Origin of the sequence: Candidatus Megaera polyxenophila (assembly GCF_029982035.1) — a bacterium.
Taxonomy (GTDB): domain Bacteria; phylum Pseudomonadota; class Alphaproteobacteria; order Rickettsiales; family Rickettsiaceae; genus Megaera; species Megaera polyxenophila.
This window is the reverse complement of the sequence record NZ_CP104166.1, coordinates 1,454,573-1,477,245: the sequence shown is the minus strand read 5'-3', so window position 1 is coordinate 1,477,245 and position 22,673 is coordinate 1,454,573. Positions and strand designations below refer to the sequence as shown.

19 protein-coding genes and 1 tRNA gene are annotated in these 22,673 nt (G+C 35.8%); 5 read left to right on the top strand and 15 right to left on the bottom strand.

Annotation, left to right across the window (positions count from 1 at the left end; translation table 11 throughout):
• Positions 1–120: 120 nt before the first annotated feature.
• From rpoC to N3Z16_RS07825, 13 genes are all read right to left on the bottom strand, one after another.
• Positions 121–4,266: a DNA-directed RNA polymerase subunit beta' gene (rpoC, locus tag N3Z16_RS07885; protein WP_282486074.1), complete on the bottom strand. Its 4,146-nt coding sequence runs from the start codon at positions 4,264–4,266 to the stop codon at positions 121–123.
• 107 nt (positions 4,267–4,373) lie between these two features.
• Entirely contained in the window at positions 4,374–8,474 is a 4,101-nt protein-coding gene (rpoB, locus tag N3Z16_RS07880; protein WP_282486073.1) for a DNA-directed RNA polymerase subunit beta, read from the bottom strand.
• A gap of 579 nt (positions 8,475–9,053) precedes the next feature.
• Complete coding sequence (gene rplL / locus N3Z16_RS07875; protein WP_282486071.1) at positions 9,054–9,425, bottom strand: 50S ribosomal protein L7/L12; 372 nt, start codon at positions 9,423–9,425, stop codon at positions 9,054–9,056.
• Between the two features lie 35 nt (positions 9,426–9,460).
• Complete coding sequence (gene rplJ, locus N3Z16_RS07870; RefSeq protein WP_282486070.1) at positions 9,461–9,973, bottom strand: 50S ribosomal protein L10; 513 nt, start codon at positions 9,971–9,973, stop codon at positions 9,461–9,463.
• A gap of 21 nt (positions 9,974–9,994) precedes the next feature.
• On the bottom strand, positions 9,995–10,681 hold the full coding sequence (rplA, locus tag N3Z16_RS07865; RefSeq protein ID WP_223938586.1) for a 50S ribosomal protein L1: 687 nt from the start codon (positions 10,679–10,681) through the stop codon (positions 9,995–9,997).
• A gap of 33 nt (positions 10,682–10,714) precedes the next feature.
• The gene (gene rplK, locus N3Z16_RS07860) at positions 10,715–11,149 is read right to left on the bottom strand and encodes a 50S ribosomal protein L11 (protein WP_223938588.1); all 435 of its coding nucleotides are present in this window, start codon (positions 11,147–11,149) and stop codon (positions 10,715–10,717) included.
• Positions 11,150–11,309: 160 nt separating this feature from the next.
• On the bottom strand, positions 11,310–11,840 hold the full coding sequence (gene nusG, locus N3Z16_RS07855) for a transcription termination/antitermination protein NusG (protein WP_282486069.1): 531 nt from the start codon (positions 11,838–11,840) through the stop codon (positions 11,310–11,312).
• A gap of 27 nt (positions 11,841–11,867) precedes the next feature.
• Positions 11,868–12,065 carry a preprotein translocase subunit SecE gene (gene secE / locus N3Z16_RS07850; RefSeq protein ID WP_223938590.1) on the bottom strand — a complete coding sequence of 66 codons (198 nt, stop codon included), beginning with the start codon at positions 12,063–12,065 and terminating at the stop codon, positions 11,868–11,870.
• A 29-nt stretch (positions 12,066–12,094) separates the two neighbouring features.
• Positions 12,095–12,170, bottom strand: a tRNA-Trp gene (locus N3Z16_RS07845).
• A 91-nt stretch (positions 12,171–12,261) separates the two neighbouring features.
• Entirely contained in the window at positions 12,262–14,346 is a 2,085-nt protein-coding gene (fusA, locus tag N3Z16_RS07840) for an elongation factor G (RefSeq protein ID WP_282486068.1), read from the bottom strand.
• A 12-nt stretch (positions 14,347–14,358) separates the two neighbouring features.
• Positions 14,359–14,838, bottom strand: a complete 480-nt coding sequence (gene rpsG, locus N3Z16_RS07835) for a 30S ribosomal protein S7 (protein ID WP_282486067.1) — start codon at positions 14,836–14,838, stop codon at positions 14,359–14,361.
• A gap of 34 nt (positions 14,839–14,872) precedes the next feature.
• Positions 14,873–15,250, bottom strand: a complete 378-nt coding sequence (gene rpsL, locus N3Z16_RS07830; protein ID WP_223938595.1) for a 30S ribosomal protein S12 — start codon at positions 15,248–15,250, stop codon at positions 14,873–14,875.
• Positions 15,251–15,403: 153 nt separating this feature from the next.
• Entirely contained in the window at positions 15,404–16,150 is a 747-nt protein-coding gene (locus N3Z16_RS07825) for an MBL fold metallo-hydrolase (RefSeq protein ID WP_282486066.1), read from the bottom strand.
• 21 nt (positions 16,151–16,171) lie between these two features.
• Here N3Z16_RS07825 and N3Z16_RS07820 point away from each other — a divergent pair, with 21 nt between their 5' ends.
• Complete coding sequence (locus tag N3Z16_RS07820; RefSeq protein ID WP_282486065.1) at positions 16,172–16,834, top strand: phosphatase PAP2 family protein; 663 nt, start codon at positions 16,172–16,174, stop codon at positions 16,832–16,834.
• A gap of 2 nt (positions 16,835–16,836) precedes the next feature.
• Here the strand turns inward: N3Z16_RS07820 and N3Z16_RS07815 are convergent, their stop codons facing one another.
• Both N3Z16_RS07815 and N3Z16_RS07810 read right to left on the bottom strand, forming a co-directional pair.
• Positions 16,837–18,222, bottom strand: coding sequence for an FMN-binding glutamate synthase family protein (locus N3Z16_RS07815; protein WP_282486064.1), 1,386 nt, complete (start codon positions 18,220–18,222; stop codon positions 16,837–16,839).
• Positions 18,223–18,616: 394 nt separating this feature from the next.
• Complete coding sequence (locus N3Z16_RS07810; protein WP_282486063.1) at positions 18,617–19,855, bottom strand: EAL domain-containing protein; 1,239 nt, start codon at positions 19,853–19,855, stop codon at positions 18,617–18,619.
• 76 nt (positions 19,856–19,931) lie between these two features.
• On the opposite strand from N3Z16_RS07810, the gene N3Z16_RS07805 reads away from it, so the two are divergent.
• The 4 genes from N3Z16_RS07805 (at position 19,932) to N3Z16_RS07790 (ending at position 22,441) form a co-directional block, all read left to right on the top strand.
• On the top strand, positions 19,932–20,186 hold the full coding sequence (locus N3Z16_RS07805) for a BolA family protein (RefSeq protein WP_223938602.1): 255 nt from the start codon (positions 19,932–19,934) through the stop codon (positions 20,184–20,186).
• Between the two features lie 27 nt (positions 20,187–20,213).
• Positions 20,214–20,423 carry a hypothetical protein gene (locus tag N3Z16_RS07800; protein WP_223938604.1) on the top strand — a complete coding sequence of 70 codons (210 nt, stop codon included), beginning with the start codon at positions 20,214–20,216 and terminating at the stop codon, positions 20,421–20,423.
• A 146-nt stretch (positions 20,424–20,569) separates the two neighbouring features.
• Positions 20,570–21,010 carry a phasin family protein gene (locus tag N3Z16_RS07795; RefSeq protein WP_282486062.1) on the top strand — a complete coding sequence of 147 codons (441 nt, stop codon included), beginning with the start codon at positions 20,570–20,572 and terminating at the stop codon, positions 21,008–21,010.
• 117 nt (positions 21,011–21,127) lie between these two features.
• Positions 21,128–22,441 carry an IS5 family transposase gene (locus tag N3Z16_RS07790; RefSeq protein WP_282485558.1) on the top strand — a complete coding sequence of 438 codons (1,314 nt, stop codon included), beginning with the start codon at positions 21,128–21,130 and terminating at the stop codon, positions 22,439–22,441.
• The last annotated feature ends 232 nt before the right edge of the window (positions 22,442–22,673 follow it).

The window sequence follows — 22,673 nt, the reverse complement described above, 5'->3', positions numbered from 1 at the left end:
CCCAAAAATTTAAAAATTTGCAGTTTATTTTGGCAATAGAGGATACTAGGCTACTTATCTGAACATAACCTCGCCCTGATTAAATTTACATAAGAAGAGTAAATTTAATCAGGGCCAATTTTACTGATTTTCAATAATTTTTTTATCTCGACTCTGTGCTTCTTTTTTAGCAATATTCATATAAAAGCCTGTACCAGCAGGTATTAACCGACCAACTATCACATTTTCTTTTAAACCAATCAGTTTATCTAGTTTACCGGCAACAGCAGCTTCAGTCAAAACTTTGGTTGTTTCCATGAAAGATGCAGCCGATATAAAAGAATTTGTTTGAAGCGAAGCTTTAGTAATACCCTGCAGCACCGGCTCTGCACAAGCAGGATCACCACTATTTTTTACAAGTTTCTTATTGATATCCTCAAGTTCAGCAGCATCAACCAATTCTCCAATTGTAAATGTAGTATCACCGGTATGAGTAATTTCTACTTTCTGCAGCATCTGGCGAATTACAACTTCAATATGCTTATCATCGATTTTTACCCCTTGCAGTCTATAAACAGCTTGAATTTCTTGAACCATATACCTTGCCAGAGCTTCAACTCCCATGACTTTTAAAATATCCTGGAGAACAGGATTACCGTCGATAATCATGTCTCCTTTTTTGACAAAGTCACCCTCATTTACAACCACATGTTTTCCTTTAGGAAGCATATATTCAATTGGCTCAGACCCATCAGACGGATGTAAAATAATTCTTCTTTTTGACTTATAATCTTTACCAAACTCAATACGCCCCTCTACGTCTGCAATCACTGCATGATCCTTAGGTCTTCTTGCTTCTACAAGTTCGGCGACTCTAGGAAGACCACCGGTAATATCCCTTGTTTTTGTGGATTCTCGAGGAATACGAGCTAAAATATCCCCAGCAGCAACCTCATAACCGTCAGTAACACTAAGGACCGCATTCACCGGTAAATAATACTTAGCTTCCATCCCGTTTGATAATTCAACTTTTTTTCCGCTCGAATCCAATAACTGTATACGCGGACGTAAATCCACTCCCCTGGAATATTGTTTTGATTCAATTACTACTTTACTCGATATTCCAGTAGTATCATCCATAACGTCCCTGACCGATAATCCTTCTATCATATCAGTAAATAAAACCTTCCCTGATTTTTCGGTAATGATCGGAATAGTATAAGGATCCCACTCAGCAATTTTCTGCCCTTTTTGTACCATATAACCATCGTCAACCATCAACCTCGCCCCATATGGCACTTTGTTCCTTGCACGCTCGTTACCCTTTTCATCAATAAATAAAACTTCGCATGCACGGCTCATTACTATCTGGCAACCTTCTGAATTCACAACTAAATTACGTCCTATAATTTTTACTTTCGAATCGTAAGAAGCCTCTATAGAGGATATTTCTGCTCCCTTAGTAGCAGCACCACCAATATGGAATGTTCTCATAGTAAGCTGAGTTCCAGGTTCTCCAATGGACTGAGCAGCAATTACTCCCACAGCCTCACCTATAGAGACAATTGAACCAGTTGATAAATCACGACCATAGCATTTAGCACATATACCTAAATCGGTTTTACATGTAAGAACAGACCTAGCTTTAAGGAAATCTAATCCAGAAGCTTCTATTTTTTCTAGTTTTTCTTCATCAATTAAATCCCCTGCAGATATTATAAGTTTGTTTGTTACAGGGTGGTAAATATCAGCGGTAACTGACCTTCCTAAAATCTGATCAGCTAGAGACATTAAGACTTCCCCACCATCTATAATAGTTTTAATTTCTATACCATCTGTCGTACCACAATCATATTCTGTAATAATACAATTTTGAGCTACGTCCACCAGCCTTCTAGTTAAATACCCCGAATTTGCAGTTTTAAGAGCCGTATCCGCAAGACCTTTACGAGCACCATGGGTAGAGTTAAAATACTCCCTAACAGTTAATCCTTCTCTAAAATTTGAAATAATAGGAGTTTCAATAATTTCACCTGAAGGTTTTGTCATAAGTCCACGCATACCAGCAAGCTGTTTTATCTGAGCGGCAGATCCTCTGGCCCCGGAAATAGCCATCATATGAATTGAATTCAATTTGTGTACAGTATTTTGATATATACCGCTATCATTAGATGCGGGCTTTGCAATGTCCTCCATCATATCGGTAGCAACTTTATCCGTACAAGCAGACCAAGCATCAACTACTTTATTAAATTTTTCTCCAAAAGTAATAAGACCTTCTGAATATTGCTGTTCAAACTCCTTAACCAAAGCTGATGTCTCTTTTATATGTTTACCTTTTGAAGCAGGAATTACCATATCATCCATACCAAAAGAAATACCAGACTGACAAGCATATTTAAAACCTAATTGCATTAAATGGTCGGCAAATATTACTGTCGCTTTCTGACCGCAATAACGATAAACAGAGTCAATAGCATTAGAAATTGTTTTCTTGGTCATTTGCTTATTTACTAACCTGAAATCAATATTTGCGTTATTTTTAGGTATTAATTCACCCAGAATTAACCTACCTGGTGTTGTTTCAACAATATTCTCAACCTGTTCTCCTTCAGAATTAATAACTTCCATCCGAAAACGAATTTTAGAATGTAAAGTTACTATTTTTTCATAAAGGGCAAACTCTACTTCAGCCATATCGGCAAAGACCATCCCTTCCCCTGGTTCTCCTGAAAGTTCAAGGGTTAAGTAATATAAGCCAAGTACGACGTCTTTATCCGCAGAAATAATAGGCTTACCGTTAGCAGGGCTCAAAATATTATTTGTCGACATCATCAGTACCCTTGCTTCAAGCTGAGCCTCTATGGAAAGTGGTATGTGCACTGCCATCTGGTCACCATCAAAGTCCGCATTAAATGCTGCACAAACAAGAGGATGCAGCTGAATAGCTTTACCTTCAATAAGTAATGGTTCAAATGCTTGAATCCCTAATCTATGCAAGGTTGGAGCTCTGTTTAAAAGTACCGGATGTTCACGTATTACTTCTTCTAAGATATCCCAAACCTCTATCCTTTCAGCTTCTACAATCTTTTTAGCAGCTTTAATGGTAGTAGCTATCCCATAAAGCTCCAGCTTCGAGTATATAAAAGGTTTGAACAATTCCAGCGCCATTTTCTTTGGCAAACCACACTGATGTAACTTCAGTTCAGGGCCAACCACAATTACCGAACGTCCTGAATAGTCTACCCTTTTACCGAGTAAATTTTGCCTAAAGCGTCCCTGTTTACCCTTTAACATATCGCTTAAAGATTTTAATGGACGTTTGTTTGGGTTTTTAATTACCTTGCCACGACGACCATTATCAAATAAAGCGTCTACTGCTTCTTGTAACATTCTTTTTTCGTTACGAATAATAATGTCTGGAGCTTTTAGTTCAAGTAATCGACGCAAGCGGTTATTTCTATTAATAACTCTTCTATATAATTCATTAAGGTCCGAGGTAGCAAATCTTCCACCATCAAGCATCACAAGAGGTCTTATTTCCGGTGGAATAACCGGTAAAACATTAATGATCATCCATTCAGGGTTGTTACCCGAATGCAGAAAATCTTCGACAAGTTTTAAACGCTTAATAAGTTTTTTCTTTTTAGTTTCAGAATTAGTTTCTCTAAGCTCAGTTTGAAGTTGTATACTTAGTTCTTGAAGGTTAAGCTCAGCAAGAAGACGCTGCACAACCTCTGCACCTATTAAGGCAACAAAACTATCTTCGCCATACTCATCTTGCGCTTTAATGTAAGCATCATCACTGAGTAAATCACCTTTTTGTAGAGGCGAAATACCTGGATCAACAACCACATAGTTTTCAAAATATAGGATCTTTTCGAGATCCTTCATAGCAATATCAAGCAAGGTGCTTATTCTAGATGGCAAGGACTTTAAAAACCATATGTGTGCAACAGGAGCCGCAAGCTCAATGTGCCCCATTCTCTCCCTTCTAACCCTAGAAGAAGTAACTTCAACACCACATTTTTCACAAGTGATGCCTTTATATTTCATCCGCTTATACTTACCGCATAAACATTCGTAATCTTTTACAGGACCAAAAATCCTGGCACAAAACAACCCCTCTTTTTCAGGTTTAAAAGTCCGATAGTTAATGGTTTCAGGTTTTGTTACCTCTCCAAAAGACCAAGATCTTATTTGCTCTGGACTTGCAATATTTATCTTTATTTGATCAAATTGTTGAGTGTTGCTTAATTGACCGTAAAAATTAACTCTTGTTGACATAATAGCTTTTCCTCAAACTTAAACTCTTGCAACCTTGCTTTTAAAACCAAGTGACATTCAAAAAAACGGCACACAAAATTTAGACGATTGTGCATCGAAAACTAAACCTACTCTGAACTTTCCTCTAATTGTACATTTAAACAAAGAGATCTAAATTCCTTAATCATAACGTTAAATGATTCCGGTATACCTGATTCAAAATTACCTTCACCTTTAACAATAGCCTCGTAAATTCTGATTCTACCTGCTACATCATCAGATTTAACAGTTAGCATTTCTTGTAATGTATAAGCAGCACCATAAGCTTGCAATGCCCAACATTCCATCTCTCCAAACCTTTGACCACCAAAATGGGACTTACCACCAAGAGGTTGCTGGGTAACCAAGCTATACGGGCCAATAGAACGAGCATGGATTTTATCATCCACAAGGTGATGCAGTTTCAGTAGATATTTATACCCGACTGTTACGTGACGATCAAAATATTCTCCAGTTCTACCATCGATCAGTTTAACTTGACCTGAAGAATGTTGATCAGCGAGTTCTAACATTTCTTTAACATGCCCCGCCTTGGCACCATCAAATACAGGAGTTGCAAAATAAACCCCTCCTTTTATCTTCTCACAAAAATCAATAAATTCTTCTTTTTTTAAGTTTTTGAGCTTAGAAGTAACATCGCTTTCACCATATATCTTACAGACAAAGTCCTTAAGTGCTTCAACTTCCAACTCATTTTTATTGTAAGCGTGCAGCATATTGCCAACTTTGTAACCTAAAGTTTTTGCTGCCCATCCCAAATGGGTTTCCAATATCTGGCCAACATTCATCCTCGATGGCAAACCAAGGGGATTTAATACCACGTCTATAACCGTACCATCTTCCAGGAAAGGCATATCTTCCTCCGGCATAATACGAGATATCACGCCCTTATTTCCATGCCGTCCAGCCATCTTGTCACCTGGTTGCAATTTATGTTTTGTCGCAATAAATACTTTTACAACTTTTAATGCTCCTTGAGGCAAATCGTCACCGTTCTGTATTTTTTCAACTTTACTAGTAAAACGCTTATTAAGCTCATCTTTCTTTTCATCATATTGAGCCTTAATCTGCTCAATTTCAACCATTACGGAGCTATCTTCTACAATCAACTGCCAATACTGTCCCTTAGATAAAGTAGATAATAAAGTACTATCAATCTTCGCACCTGATTTTACAGCTTTAGGACCTGAAAGAACTATTTGTCCCTCTAAAATCTTTTGTAAGCGCACGAACACGAAATGATCGATAATTTCAATTTCATCATCTCTATCTTTAGCAAGTTTTTCAATCTGTTGCTTTTCAATTGTTATTGCCCGCTCGTCTTTTTCCACGCCTCTACGTGAAAGCACCCGGACTTCGACAACAGTACCGCTGACCCCAGGTGGTACATACAAAGAAGAATCTCTAACATCAGAAGCTTTCTCACCAAAAATTGCTCTAAGCAATTTCTCTTCCGGTGTCATAGGAGATTCGCTTTTAGGTGTCACCTTACCAACTAAAATGTCTCCAGATTTTACTTCGGCTCCAATATGGATAATACCAACTTCATCCAAATTCCGAAGGCTTTCTTCTCCTACATTTGGCATATCCCTGGTTATTTCCTCAGGTCCCAGCCTTGTATCTCTTGCAACCACCTCAAATTCTTCAATGTGAATAGAAGTAAATACATCATCCTTTACAATTCGTTCGGAAATTAAAATTGAATCTTCGAAATTGTAACCACTCCACGGAATAAAGGCTACAAGTACATTTCTACCCAGCGCAATCTCCCCATTATCAATCGCAGAACCATCAGCAATAACTTCACCACGCCTTACTTGATCGCCAACGTTAACTAGAGGTTTTTGATTGATACATGTATTATGATTTGATTTCTGAAACTTCAGCAATGAATATATATCAACTTCCGGCGAACCGTTTTTCTTACGCTCCAAAGTTCTAACAACTATTCTAGTTGCATCAACTTGTTCAACTATACCGTCATTTAACGCAACTACGGCAGCACCAGAGTCTCTTGCTACCACATCTTCTATTCCTGTTCCAACAAGAGGAGCATCAGTTTTAATAAGAGGTACTGCTTGACGTTGCATGTTTGAACCCATAAGTGCACGATTCGCATCATCATTTTCTAGAAACGGAATCAACGATGCTGCAACCGAAACAACTTGCATAGGGGTTACATCTATAAAATCAACTTTGGAAAGTGGTACAGTTACAAAATTACCTGATTCAACCCGGCAATTAACCATCTCAGATTTTATTCTACCATCTGGTTGTATTTCCATATCCGCTTGAGCAATTTTATATTTCCCTTCTTCAATAGCAGAAAGGTAAACTACCTCATCAGTTACAAACCCATCTGTGACCTTTCTGTAAGGACTCTCTATAAAACCGTGTTTATTGATTCTGGCATAAGTAGCCATGGAATTAATCAACCCAATATTCTGACCTTCTGGTGTTTCAATAGGACAAATACGACCATAATGAGTAGGATGGACGTCACGTACCTCAAACCCAACACGATCACGACTTACACCACCTGGCCCGAGAGCAGACAATCTTCTTTTATGAGTAATTTCAGATAATGGATTAGTTTGATCCATAAACTGTGAAAGCTGCGAAGTGCTGAAGAACTCTTTTACAACTGAAACTAAAACTTTAGAATTAACCAAATCATGCGGCATAACGGCGTCAATATCAACTACTGACATCCTCTCTAATATTGCTCTTTCCATCCTTACTAGGCCGATTCTGAACTGATTTTCAATCAATTCACCAACAGACCTTACTCTTCTGTTACCTAGATGATCTATATCATCAACAGCTCCTTTGCCATCTTTCAAGTCTACTAGTACTTGCACGATAGTTTTAATATCTTCTTTAGTCAGGCAAGTATTACTTTCGGCTACATTAAGATTAAGCCTCGCATTCATTTTAATCCTACCAACTTCAGAAAGGTCGTATCTATCAGGATCAAAAAACAAATTATTAAATAAAACACTACCAGCCTCAACAGTAGCTGGTTCTCCTGGCCTTAAAACCCTGAATATGTCTATTAAGGAAGCATTTTGATCCTGATTCCTATCTGCAAATAAAGTATTTCTTATATAAGCATCTCCTTGGGCTGGTACTTTAAGAACAGAAAGAGATTTTATCCCTGCAGTATCAATTGCAGCTAGCATATCTTCTGTTATTTGCATACCAATTTTTGCCAAAACCTCTCCGCTGGATTTATCAACTAAATCACTACCTAAATAAGCACCAAGTAAAGTATCATTAGGAATAATAACTTTTTTTAACCCCGCTTCTGCAAATTTTTTGGCAAGCCTTGGGGTAATTTTTTGGCCTGCTTCCAAAACTATCTCGTTAGTTTCCGCATTTACTAAATCGTAATTTAATCTATAAATGGTCAATGTCTCTGGCTGAAAATCTACTACCCAGCTTTTCTTTTCTAATTCATAATTTATTGTTGAGTAATAAGTAGTCAACATTTCAGAAGGAGTCATACCAAGGGCCATAAGCAAAGTGGTAACCGGTAATTTCCTTTTGCGATCAATTCTAAAAAATATAGTATCTTTTGCATCAAATTCAAAATCTAGCCAAGAACCTCTATAAGGAATTATCCGAGCAGAATATAAAAACTTTCCGGAAGAATGAGTTTTCCCATCATCATGGTAGAAGAAAACACCCGGGGATCTATGCATCTGAGAAACAACAACTCTTTCTGTACCATTAATAACAAAAGTACCGTTAGGAGTCATAAGAGGGATTTCTCCCATATAAACTTGCTGTTCTTTGATGCCTTTTATTTCTCTAGCTTCAGTAGCTTCATCTACTTCCCATACGGTAAGACGTAATGTGACTTTAAGAGGAGCAACAAAGCTGAGCCCCCGTTGTAGGCACTCCTCAACATCATATTTTGGGGCATCAAAATTGTATTTTACAAACTCCAAAGTTGCTGTATTAGATGAATCCTTAATTGGGAAAATCGAACGTAAAACAGCTTGCAACCCCTTATCTTTTCTTTCAGATTCAGGAATTTCCAGCTGTAAAAAATTTGCTTCATAAGAATTTTTTTGTATTTCAATCAAATTAGGCATTGAAGCTACCAACTTGATTTTACCGAAGTTTTTTCTAACACGCTTACTTGTTTGTAAGGATTGCGCCATATGATCTCCAGATATTTTTATATTTTTTTGTATATTAAATTAGTTACTAATGCAACAAACACCATCGAAAGAAACAACTGTAAAGCTAATTATTTTTAATTAAAAGTAAAACTTGCTTAAACCTAAATTAATACTACACCTTCATAAAATCTACACTATGGTTATTTTTTTAGAAAACAAACTATTCGTAAACTTAGCGTTGCTCTATGTTAAGTGTATGCTTAACAAATATAAACCCCTTATACTCTAATTTAAAACTGTCTTTCTTTATTTTTAGTCAAATAACAGCGTGACAGATGCCTACTTTTTACAAAGATTAATTAAAATAAGAAAAGAATTTGCACCTCTTTATATTTGTTGTCTAGAAAAGGAATTTTATAAAAGTTACAACTTATATAATAAAACTAGGCAAATCTGTTAATTTACAGATACTTTAAAAGAGCTCAAAAAAGATTTTTATGAACTTTTTTATACGTAATAATTAACTAATTTTACAAATAAAGACACTTACCCCTTCCTACAAAATAAGCCGATCACAGAGGTTTTATTAAGTTACCTCCATAAATCGGCTTTAACTAATTACTTTACTTCTACTTTAGCACCAGCAGCTTCAAGTTTTGCTTTTATGTCATCAGCTTCTGCTTTAGACACTCCTTGTTTCAAAGATGATGGAGCAGCATCGACCAAATCTTTGGCTTCTTTCAAACCAAGATTAGTAAGAGCTCTAACAACCTTAATGACTTCAATTTTTTTGTCACCAGAGCTTGCTAAAATTACATCAAATTCAGTTTTTTCAGCTACCGCCTCACCTGCTGCTGCTGCCACCGGAGCTGCTGCTACTGGAGCTGCTGCTGATACACCCCATTTTTCTTCCAAAAGTTTTGAAAGCTCAGCAGCTTCCATTACTGTTAGAGCAGAAAGTTCGTCTGCTATTTTTGTTATATTCGCCATAATAAATTACCTCTATTGACTTTAAAAATTAAAAATTAACTGTTCTTTTCTGAATAAGCTTGAACAACTCTAGCAAGAGAACCAGCCGGAGCTTGAACAATTCTAACCAAATTCGCAGCTGGAGCTTGTAGTATACCAACTATTTTTCCTCTTAATTGATCAAGTGATGGTAACTTAGCTAATTGTTGCACTTCACCTACGTTCAGAATTTTATCATTCACTATCCCACCAATAACTTTTAAATTGTCATTAGCCTTAGCAAATTCAACTACTCCTTTTGCAGCTGCCACGGGATCTTTAGAATAAGCTATTGCAGTTGGTCCAGAAAAAACTTCTGGATCATATGTTAACTTAACATTAGTAGCAGCTATCTTGGAAAGTGTATTTTTTACTATCTTAAAAGACGCGCCATTCTCCCTTAAAGTTTTACGCAAATTTGTAATCTGCGAAACTGTGAGACCGTGATAATGTGTAATAATTACTGAATTAGCATCTTGATAAATTTTTTCTAACTCTGAAACGAAAGTCTTTTTTTCTGATCTTAACACCTTATACTCTCCAAAAAACTTCTACTGTAAAACTGTTGACAAATCAACCCTAAGAGATGGACTCATAGTAGAAGACACATGAATCCTTTTTAAATAAGTTCCTTTTGCACCAGCTGGTTTTGCCTTAACAACAGATTCTATAAAAGTTACAGCGTTCTTTAATAAATCAGCATCCGCAAAAGATATTTTGCCAATACCAGCATGAACTATCCCCGCTTTTTCAACCCTATACTCTACTTGACCACTCTTAGCATTTTTTACTGCTGTTGTAATATCTGCAGTTACAGTTCCAAGCTTTGGATTGGGCATGAGTCCCTTTGGACCTAGAATCCTTGCTACCTGTCCTACTACACCCATCATATCGGGTGTACTGATACATACATCAAAATCTATTTTACCAGCCTTAATATTATCGATAATTTCAGTAGAACCAGCAATATCAGCACCAGCAGCCTTTGCATCTGCAACCTTATCCTCTTTACAAATTACAGCAACTCTTACATCCTTACCGGTACCAGCTGGCAAAGAAACCATACCCCTTACCATTTGATCAGAATGTCTCGGATCAACACCGAGATTAATTGCGATGTCTAATGTTTCATCAAATTTAGCAAAGCAAGAACTCTTCACTAAAGATATAGCTTCTTGTAAAGAATATTCTTTTGTTCTTTCAATGGCTTTTTTTGCTGCTGCTATTTTTTTACCCATAAGATTTTATTCTCAATCTTTAAATTATATCATTTAACCTTTTATTACTTTGATCCCCATAGACTCTGCTGTTCCTGCTATAATTTTTGCACCAGCTGCAATATCATTAGCATTTAGATCTTGCATTTTAATTTTAGCAATCTCTTCACAATCAGACATAGTAACAGTACCTACCACTGCATCTTTTTTAGTAGCAGAAGAACCTTTTCCAATTTTGGCAAATTTCTTTAAAAAGAAAGAAGCGGGTGGGGTTTTAGTAACAAAATCAAAACTTTTATCAGCATAAACAGTAATTACTACAGGCAAGGGAGTACCAGGCTCTATAGAGCTGGTTGCAGCATTAAAAGCCTTACAGAATTCCATAATATTCACCCCTTTCTGGCCAAGAGCAGGACCTATCGGCGGCGCAGGGTTTGCCTTACCCGCTGGGACTGTTAATTTAATATACCCATCAATTTTTTTTGCCATTTTTACTATTACCTTAAAAACTTATATCCTCTAATTAACAACACTAATTCTAAAATTTACAATCAGTTTAATACTTATAGCCCTTATCTTAAAATTAATCAAATTATTGTTTAAATATTATATACAAACCTGTCTAAAAGTTAGCCACATTCAACTTTTATTAATTTTTCTTTACCTGACTAAAATTAAGCTCAATAGGTGTTGCCTTACCAAAAATAGAAACAGAAATTTTTAGCTTTTGACCTTCAATATCAACTTCCTCAACAAAACCTGAAAAACTATCAAAAGGACCATCTATAACCTGTATTTTGTCTCCAACATTATATAAACTTGAAGCAGTAGCATTTTTATTTTCAGATTCTAGTTGCTTAAATATCCTTCCTACTTCTTCATCACTCATAGGATTCGGTTTGGTTTTAGTACCCAAAAAGCCGGTTATTTTAGGAACACCTTTAACTAAATGCCAAGACTCATCCGTCATTTTCATCTTAATCAAAATGTAACCAGGCATAAACTTTTTCTCAGTAATAACCTGCTTTCCTCTTTTTATCTCGGGAACTTCTATTACCGGTACAACTATCTCTTCAAACTGGTCAGACATACCTTTTTTGGCAATCTGATCCTGTATCATTTGTTTTACCCTTTTCTCAGAACCAGAAACAGTATGTAGTATATACCACTTAGCAACCATATTATTTTACTTCTATTAATCCCTGCTTTATTTTCCAATATTCAAGAAAAATCTTATCATATTGTGAATACCATAATCTAAAATCAAGCTTGCCAAGCTAAACAAAAATACAGCGATAATTACAACTACTACCGAAGTAATTAACTCTTTTCTTTCTGGCCAAACAACTTTTTTTGCTTCCTGCCGAACTTGATCAAAAAATTTATATACTTTTGTTTGTTTCATTACAATCCCAACATCTGCCTTATTTTATTTGGCAGGAGCGACAGGAATCGAACCCGCAACCTCCGGTTTTGGAGACCGGCGCTCTACCAGTTGAGCTACACTCCTATCACAGTTCTCCCAATAAATCAACATATTTAATTATTAGAGAATAGCGATTAGTTATTTACTTCTCTTAAAAGAGAAATATTTCTAATAATTAAGGTTTGTTTTTACCTTGTTGTTTTAATAAAATAGCATCCACTACATGCTGAGGCACTTGAGCATAACTATCTAAATCCATGGAAAAACTAGCTCTACCCTGAGATTGGGATCTTAAAGTATTCACATAACCAAACATCTCTGCAAGAGGCACATTAGCTGAAATAACTTTTGCATTTCCTCTATTGTCCATACTAGTTACCTGCCCCCTTCTAGAATTTAGGTCTCCAATAATATCACCCATATATTCCTCAGGCGTAACAACCTCAACTTTCATAATCGGCTCAAGTAATTTTGGCCCAGCAAGCGGCATACCTTCTCTAAAAGCAGCTTTAGCAGCTATTTCAAAAGCAAGCACACTAGAATCAACATCATGATAAGAACCGTCAAGCAATGTAGCTTTAAAATTAATCATCGGGTAGCCCGCAATAATACCAGAATTCTTTATCGCATTTAAACCTTTCTCTACACCCGGTATATACTCCTTAGGTATTGCACCGCCAACAATTTTACTTTCAAAAACAAAACCTTCTCCAAGAGCGGCTGGTTCAAATAAGATTTTGACTTTTGCAAACTGACCAGCACCACCTGATTGTTTCTTATGAGTGTAATCAATTTCATAAGGTTTGGTAATAGTTTCACAATAAGCTACTTCCGGAGCTCCAACATTCGCTTCTACCTTGAATTCCCTTTTCATACGGTCGACAAGAATTTCCAGATGGAGTTCACCCATACCACTAATATTAGTTCTACCACTATCATCGGTAAAAACTCTAAAAGATGGATCTTCAGCAGCTAATTTTTGTAATGCAAAAGACATTTTTTCTTGATCAGCTGTAGATTTTGGCTCTACAGCGAGCTGGATAACAGGCTCTGGAAAATCCATTTTTTCTAAAATGACATTACCTTCAAGTGAACATAAAGTATCACCAGTGGTAGTATTCTTTAGACCCGCAAGAGCAACAATATCTCCCGCCACCGCTTCTTTAACATCTTCACGATTATTAGCATGCATAAGGAGCATACGCCCTACTCTTTCTTTTTCACCTTTTACTGTGTTAAGTACAGTACTACCGGCGGAGAGCTTACCAGCATAAATTCTAATAAAGGTTAAAGAACCCACAAAAGGATCATTCATAATCTTGAAAGCCAGAGCAGCAAAAGAACCATCAACAGAATTCTTTATAGATTTCTCTTCACCGGTCTTGGCATCAATTGCCTTAGTATCTGGTATATCTAAAGGCGAAGGTAAATAATCCACGACCGCATCAAGCAATGGCTGCACGCCTTTGTTTTTAAAAGCTGAACCACAAACTACCGGCACAAACTTACTTGAAATAGTACCTTTTCTAATACAAGACTTAATTTCTGCTTCCGAAAGCTCCGTGCCTTCTAGGTATTTTTCCATTATTGCATCGTCTATTTCTGCTACAATATCTAACATACTAGCTCTGTATTCATCCGCTTGCGCCTTTAGATCAGCCGGAATTTCACCATAAACATACTCAGCTCCCAGTGAACCATCTTTCCAAATCACGGACTGCATTTTTACCAGATCAACAACACCCACAAATGTTTCTTCGTTACCTATAGGCAATTGTAAAACCAAAGGCAAAGCACCTAATCTATCTTTTATCATACCGACACATCTAAAGAAATCGGCACCCATTCTATCTAGTTTATTAACAAAACACATTCTCGGCACAGAGTATTTATCAGCTTGCCGCCAAACAGTTTCAGACTGAGGTTCAACACCTGCTACCCCATCAAATACAGTAACAGCACCATCGAGAACTCTAAGAGACCGTTCTACCTCAATAGTAAAATCAACGTGTCCAGGAGTATCTATGATGTTAATTCTTTTTTCATTCCAAAAACAAGTAGTGGCCGCAGAGGTAATAGTAATACCTCGCTCCTGCTCCTGCTCCATCCAATCCATGGTTGCACCACCATCATGGACCTCTCCTATGTTGTGAGATTTACCAGTATAATATAGAATACGCTCGGTAGTTGTTGTTTTACCCGCATCTATATGAGCGCATATACCAATATTACGAACTTCAGATAATTTATACTTAGACATGATACGTTACCTCTAGGAAGTTCTTTGGGCAAAATGTGCGAAAGCCTTATTAGACTCAGCCATTTTATGAGTATCTTCTTTCTTTTTAATTGCAACCCCACGGTTATTAGCAGCATCGAATAACTCTTCAGCTAATTTCTCAACCATACTAAGGCCAGAACGTTTTAGAGCCGCATTAATAAGCCATCTTGTCGCCAAAGCATAACCTCTCCTTTCATCAACAGACGATGGCACTTGGTAATTAGCACCACCAACCCTTACAGAAGTAACCTCGACAAAAGGTTTTACGTTATTTATACCATCGGTAAAAGTTTTAAAAGCATCAGCATTATGCTTTTTTTCCACTCTATTTAAAGCTCCATAAACAATTTTTTCTGCGAGAGACTTTTTCCCATCTTTCATAACGTTGTTGATAAACCTAGATAACAACACACTATTATACTTAGTATCCGGCTTTATTACCTTTTTTACTGCTGCATGACGACGCGACATTTTATACCTTAACTATACAATTTACATTAAATAACTATTTATTACCCTTAGAAGAAGTACCATAGCGAGAACGACCCTGCTTACGCCCCTTAACACCCTGCGTATCAAGTGCACCGCGAACTATATGATATTTTACACCAGGAAGATCTGGGACTCTACCACCCCTCACAAGAACCGCAGAGTGTTCTTGAAGATTATGCCCCTCCCCGGGAATATAAGCATTTACATATTCACCATTACTTAAACGAACCCTAGCCATCTTACGAAGAGCTGAATTCGGTTTTTTTGGAGTAACTGTTTTTACAATAACACACACACCTTTTAAAAACGGATTTCCTCTAAGAGCGGGTGACTTTGTTTTCTTAATTTTTGGTTGGCGTCCCTTTCTAACAAGCTGATTATTTGTTGGCATCTACTAAATACACTCTAAACTGAAGTTAAAAAAACAACTACAAATGGAATACTAATGTCCATCAGTAATCTAATATTTAATTAAAATTTCTGAAGAACTATATCTAACTTTTAAATCAATAGCAAGAATTTTATATACACAAATACTATATAATTAAAGTTTTATTTTAAATCCATCATAAAGGGGCGCAATATGAGGCGGCATCTTGGTAATAATTTCATGGTAATCAATATTATGACTCATATTAGTTAAATAAACCTTTTCGGGTACATATTTTTTAACCCATTCAAAAACTCTTTCAAGCCCCGCATGTTTAATAGTGGATTTATAATCCACACAATCTACTATCCATACTTTGGTATTATATAAATATTTTTCTGATTCAACAGAGATAGAGGAAACATCACAAGAATAAACAAACTCTTCTATCCTAATACCGAGGCTCTTAATTGCTCCGTGAATTTGAGGGAATAACTGAAAAACAGTATTATTAACTTTAATTTCCTGAAACTCATTAACAATATTCATTTTAAGCAACCCACTATCAAATAAATATTTATACCTTTCAAAAATCAAGGGTGCGATAGATTCAAGAATAAAAACATTAAGAGGTTTTCCGTGAATATAAAAAAACACTCTTAATTCATCTATACCGCTAAGGTGGTCAGCATGCTCATGAGTTAAAATTGCAGCATCTAGATGATAAATACCTGAATTAATCAATTGCTCCTTAATATTAAAACCGAAATCTACCAGGACTCTTGTCTCATTCTGGCTAATTATTATTGAAGATCTAAGTCTTTTATTATATGGTGAATCAGATTTACAAACTAAACAGCTACAACCTATAACAGGAACACCTAGAGATGATCCGCATCCTAAAATATTAACTTCTAACATGTATTTTACTCTATGAATAGTATGTATAACGTTATTTATAATTTTTTTGGCCTTAATAAAGAAATATTTATCTTTGTTAATAAAATTACTAACGTCAGCATAGTTCCTAATATCCTTAAAATAATTTCACAATTTTTCTTTATCGGGAATTTTGCAGCATACTATCTTATAATATGCTTATATTGCTATTTCAAATTAAAAAAACTTTCAAATCCAAAAATGGAATTCGTTCCTATTTACAATACACTAGTAAAAGCCGGAACATGTTATGCTTTATTTGGTTTTGCCTATGCTGCTTTTAAGTTTGGTATTAACCTACCAAGGCCCTTTTGCTCTCTTTTTCCTTCGGAATTTACCACCATCCTTGACGTAACGAAAGAACGCTGCTTATCCTCATTCCCAAGCGCCCACACTGGACTTGCTATCCTTATAGCTTATTATTTATGTCCACACCTTACAAAATACCAGAAAGCAGGAATGTTATTGTTAGTAACCCTTGTACCAATCTCTAGAATTACCCTCGCAATGCATTATCCGGCCGATATAATTTACAGTATTTTTATAGTTTACCTTCTAATTTTTTGTAGTAATAAACTAGTTGATTCCCTACAAAATATAATTATACAACCAATAGGTAGTTTTATTGCGAATGCGCTATTTAGTCAGAACTCTCTAAGTTCATAAAGTTAATTAAAACTTTCAGCTTTGGCACTTTTCCATAAATCCGCATACACCCCTTGAGCAGCTGGGTCTAAAAGCTCCCCAGTTTTCGCCATTGGATAGATTTCGGCAAAGCTTTTGCTAACTCCTATATCCGTATATTTTCTAACATGCGAAGCGTCCAGCTCCTCTGGACTACTTAACCCAAGGCCCCCCACAATTTCGGAAAAATCAGATAATACACGGCGATGAAAATTGCTTACACGTAGTGATTTATCTGGTACATCTAGTGATTTCCATCTATGCTTATTTTGCGTCGCAATCCCCGTTGGGCACTTATCGGTATTACATTGAAGAGATTGTATACAACCAAGAGCAAACATCATAGCTCTTGCGGCATTACAAGTATCAGCCCCTAGAGCAATTTTTGTTAGCATATCATAACCAGTTGCTACTTTACCACTGGCAATTAAACGCATCCTATTTCGTAAACCTGCGCCTACTAGAACATTATGAACAAAAATTATTGCCTCATTAATAGGAGTCCCCACCTTATCGGCAAAAATCAAAGGGGCTGCACCAGTGCCTCCTTCTGCTCCGTCAACTGTAATAAAATCAGGGATTATACCCGTGGCAATCATTGCCTTACACAGAGCCATAAACTCGCCTCTATGCCCTATGCATAATTTAATACCGACTGGTTTCCCCCCGCATAAATTTTTAAGCTTAGCAAGAAATTCAAGTAACCCTATAGGTGTAGAAAATTCAGGATGCATAGGAGGAGATATTGCGTCAACTCCTGCCTCAAGCATCGGGATTCTAGCAATTTCTTCAGTAACTTTTACTCCAGGTAAAATGCCCCCATGAGCAGGTTTGGCTCCTTGAGATAACTTTAACTCAACCATCTTGACTATGTCATCACTAGAATTTTCTGCAAAAGCTTCGGGATTGAACCTGCCGTTTTTATAACGGCAACCGAAATAACCGGTACCGATCTGCCAAATAATATCTCCGCCATTCTCAAGATGATAAGGGCTAATTGCTCCTTCTCCGGTATTATGAGCGAAATTACCAATTTTTGCTCCTTTGTTTAAAGCCCTAATAGCATTTGGACTAATTGCTCCAAAACTTATACCAGAAATATTTAGCCTTGATGCACTGTAGGGTTTTGTACAATCGCCACCAAAAATCACTTTATTTTCGTCCTCCCTAACATGTTTAGGCGCAAGAGAATGATAAGAGAATTCATAACCTATAGCTGTTATATCATTCTTAGTACCAAAAGCTATCGTATCCCTAACTCCTTTAGCTTTTTGGTATACAAGTGATCTTATTTCCCTGCTAAAAGGTGTACCATCTTTGTCTGATTCAACAAAATACTGTTGAATTTCTGGTCTAATAAACTCAAACATGTACCGCAAGTGACCAATCACTGGGTAATTACGCAGAATAGTATGCTTAGTCGAAAAAATATCCCATAGCCCTATTACAATATAGGGAATTAGAAAATAAAGAATATATAGCGCAGCTTCTGAGAATTGATAAGCAATAAAAGTAGTAACTAACCCACTTACAGAAATTAAATAATATAACCCACGCATATATACTGCTTTATTTTTACTTAGGTTTTAACCCAATATGAACTTCAAGTATAACTTCAGTTTTTATTAATAAGTAGCTTTTCTACTGCTTACTTACTTAATCTTGTAAAATACCCTGCTATTTCCGGCATAAAATACTAATAATTAGAATTAAAACGCAATTTAAGTTTAACACTAATAACAATAATAGAAAAAAAGCATTATATTAAGTTATCCTTTCTTCCGAGGCTGGTAAAAAGAAATTCCCTTGCATTCCACCTATTTTTATATCAATCAGAAATTTAGCAATCTCACCATTTTCCACAAATTCAGCAACGGTTTTTATGCCCAGATCAGCTGCCAGTTTAATAAGAGTTTCAACAAAAAACCGACTGTGATCGTTTCTTAATATGTCCCTTATATAACTACCATCAATTTTTATAATATCGATTGGTAAATTTAAAAGCTGTTGAAAAGAAGTAAAACCAGAGCCAAAATCATCCAAAGCAAATTTACAACCATACTTATGCAAAGTATCAATAAAACTTTTAATAGCTTCGAAATCATCGTTTAAAGATGTTTCCGTGATTTCAATGATTAACCTTGTTGCCACATCGTACTTTTTAAGCAATATTTTTAATCTCTTTAGTAATCTGTGATTTAGCACACCAACATTAGAAATATTTACTGAAAGGCTGATCTTTTTATCCCTAGCAAGCTCTGATATTGCCATCTCTATTACTGTAAAATCAACAATACTAATTAACCCCTTACTTTCAGCATCGCATATCATTGGCCCGACTGATATCCATTTATTTTCTTTGTTTTTAACCCTTAATAAGCATTCATAGTAAATAATATTTCCTGTTTCACGATCGACCACAGGCTGATACATAAATTTAGCAGTTTGCTCAAGTAAAGCACTTCTTAATAGGTTAAGTTGTACGTTTCTCGCTCTTAATTCATTAATATCAACTGGGTCATCATCGTAATTAAAATAATAGGATTTATCACTTGAAGTAAAATTTCCATAATTCAACAAAGCAAGCAATTTTGTTGCTTTATTACCTACATCTTGAGGGAAACTTATGCTTCCTATTGAACATTTTAGGTAACTTTCCGGAGATTCTTTATCAACGTATAGCTGCACCTGAGAATAAATAGAATAAGCTAGTTCCTCCGCTATTTTATTATCATTTGGAATCAAAATATATAATTTGGTGGCATCTGTATCTTTTATAATTTTACACCCATCTACTTTTTGGCACGCAATATCTACAACAACATAAAATTTTTCAACGATCTTGCTTGGGTGATCAAATAATATGCTGAGTTCATTTTTATTGACCAAACAAACTACCATCATAGTACCTTGCTTGCACCTTTCTATTTCCTGTTGCAAATCTGTAGTTGCCTCATTTTTGTAGTTCATATCCTCTAACACCAAATGAAAATTACCGATCAAGAACAACTTGCCATTCTCATTAATCAGCGATATTATCGTAGCAAAACTATAATACATTCACAATTTTTAAAAAAGCATGAAGAGACAAGAAACAATTGAACAAAAATTAAGTGTGTTAAAGCCACAATATTTAGAAATTATCAACAACAGTTACCTTCATAACAGTCACAATTCCAGCCCTGCCAATGGTGAATCCCATTTCACTATCAAGATTTTAGCAGATTCCCTCTTCCCTCACCCACTACTTGATCAACATAAGATTATTAAAAACTTATTAAAAGAAGAATTTAGTAGAGGTCTTCATGCTTTATCAATTATAATAGTCAAATGATAAAATAAATATTAGGTATACCTCTTTATGAATCAAGAAAGTATAATAAAGGTTCTGGCTGGGGCTACTATGGTAGCTAAAAAAACTTCTGAAAGTTTAAAGGAGAAAAGCTCAGAGTATATTAAAGAAAAAATTTTACAAAATGAATTTGTTACTCGTGAAGAGTATAATCAACTTCGCCAGCTTGTGCTGAAATTATCAGAAGAAATTAAAACTATAGAAAAAAAGCTTCATTAACTGCTTATATAGTAATTACTTTACATCAACTTTTAATTTATTTTTTGGTAGCAAATCAAAATTTTGATATAATAATGCTTAAGCATGCTAACCTGAAGTTCGTGTTGCTGATTGCGCATTTAACTAAGTAATATGGAGAAGAGATAATGAATAACAATAACCCTTTTGAGTTTTTTCAATCATTTATGAACCAAGAAAACTTGGCAAAATCAATGAAATGGATGCCAAATATGGATATGTCATCCCTTGGGAATATAATGAAGGACACTGCTGAAGCTATTACATCTACCAACCAACTCATTTCAGATACTGTTCAATCGATTGCAAAAAGGGGAGCTGACTCTTTTCAAAAAAATACTTCTGAAATGTTTAATACAATGAAAGAAGCTGCCTCAGCCGGGGATGTTGAACAAATTGCCAATTGCCAGCAAAATTACTGGAAATCAACAGTAGAACACAACATCAATAGCGCTAAAGAAATTTTAGACACAGCATCTAAATCTTCAATAGAAGTGCTAGAAGTTATGGGCAAAAACTTTACTGAAAAAATGAATAAACCTTTTGCTGCAAAAACTAAGCATAATTAGTCTCTCCGTCAAAACTCTCTACCCCTGAATTAGAAGGGGTTTCATGTTATAAATGGCTTACGAAATCCATAAGAAAATGTTATAATTAGCGCATAAAGCTTATGGATTTTAAAGTATATGCCTATAGAAAATATTAGTTTTTCTCAAAAACAAGAAAGATTATTTGGTGAAAAATTATCTATACAACTAAATCGCAAAAACAAATTATATAAACTGAGAGATTTGGTAAATTGGTCTGAACTTGAAGCGCTGGCATTAGCTAAGGTTGAAATCAAGCAATTCGGTAGAAATAAGAAGGATCATAGAGTAATGCTAGGACTATCAATGCTGCAAGCTATGTATAACGGTTCTGATTCGTTTACGGAGGAAGAATTAAAGGAAAATATATATTGGCAATATTTTTGCGGCTATGAGTATATGCAACAAGATATTGACGTATCGGAGGCGACTATACGTAGATTCCGCAATGCTCTGGGAGAGGAAGGATATAAAGAGATTCTAAAAGAGCTTTTGCGTATAGGACTGAAGGTCGGAGCACTCAAAAAAAAAGACTTGGAATCGGCGATTATAGATACGACTGTACAGATTAAGAATATCAAACATCCACATGACGTACATTTAATGGAGACCGCAAGAGCAAAAGTAGTAGATCTCTGTAAACGACTTGGTATTTCGCTTAACGAGACATACGCCAAGAGTTTTAAATATAAGACGATCAAGCTTTGGAAGTACAAGGAAGATAGTAAAGCAAGGCAACGTAGAAAAATAATGATAAGCTTAAAAGTCCGCTTAGGTAGGTTGATCCGTATATGCTGGAGAGGTATAGAAAAATCAAAATTAGAACTATCTGCTGAGGATAGCGCCATTTTTACGAGAGTTAAAAATATTCATGCCCAGTCTGTGCTTAAGAAAAAGGACAAGGATATTTATAAAAAAGAGCATAAGATAGTCTATAGCTTTCATGCTCCGGAGGTAGAGTGTATCGGCAAGGGTAAAATGAATAAACCTTACGAATTTGGTAACAAAGTCGGGATTGCAGTAAGCGGCCGAGGCAACTTTATTCTTGGGGTTAAATCTTTTCACGGTAACCCCTACGACGGACATACTTTAGATCAAACGGTATCGGAGCTGCGCAAGCTAAGTCCGGAGACTAGCAAAATTTTTGTAGATCTTGGTTACACCGGCCATAACTTCAAAGAAAAAGGCAAGGTTTTTACCGCCAAGACCAAGAAAGCTTTATCAACCGATGACAAAAAGATGCAAAAGCGGAGAAGTGCAATTGAACCGATAATAGGTCATCTAAAGAATTTTGGTCGTATGGGTAGAAACTACCTTAAGGGAATAATTGGAGATATCGTTAATCCGCTTATCTCTGCCGTTGGCTTGAATTTGCGTAGAATCACTAATATTCTCAAAGAATCCACCGCATAATAATTTTCCGAAAATCTTAATAATTTAAGCAATTAGCATTGCTCAAGAGAGAATCATGAGTAAATTGTGAATTTTTGCCATCATAGCACCTAAATTTTATATTTTTGGTAAAAAAATACCCCAAAAAAATAAAAATGCGATGATTGACTTTTAAAATTATTAAAACTACATCAAAAATTTAGAATTTTGACGGAAAGACTAATTAAAAGATATTTAAATTAAGTTATTTAAG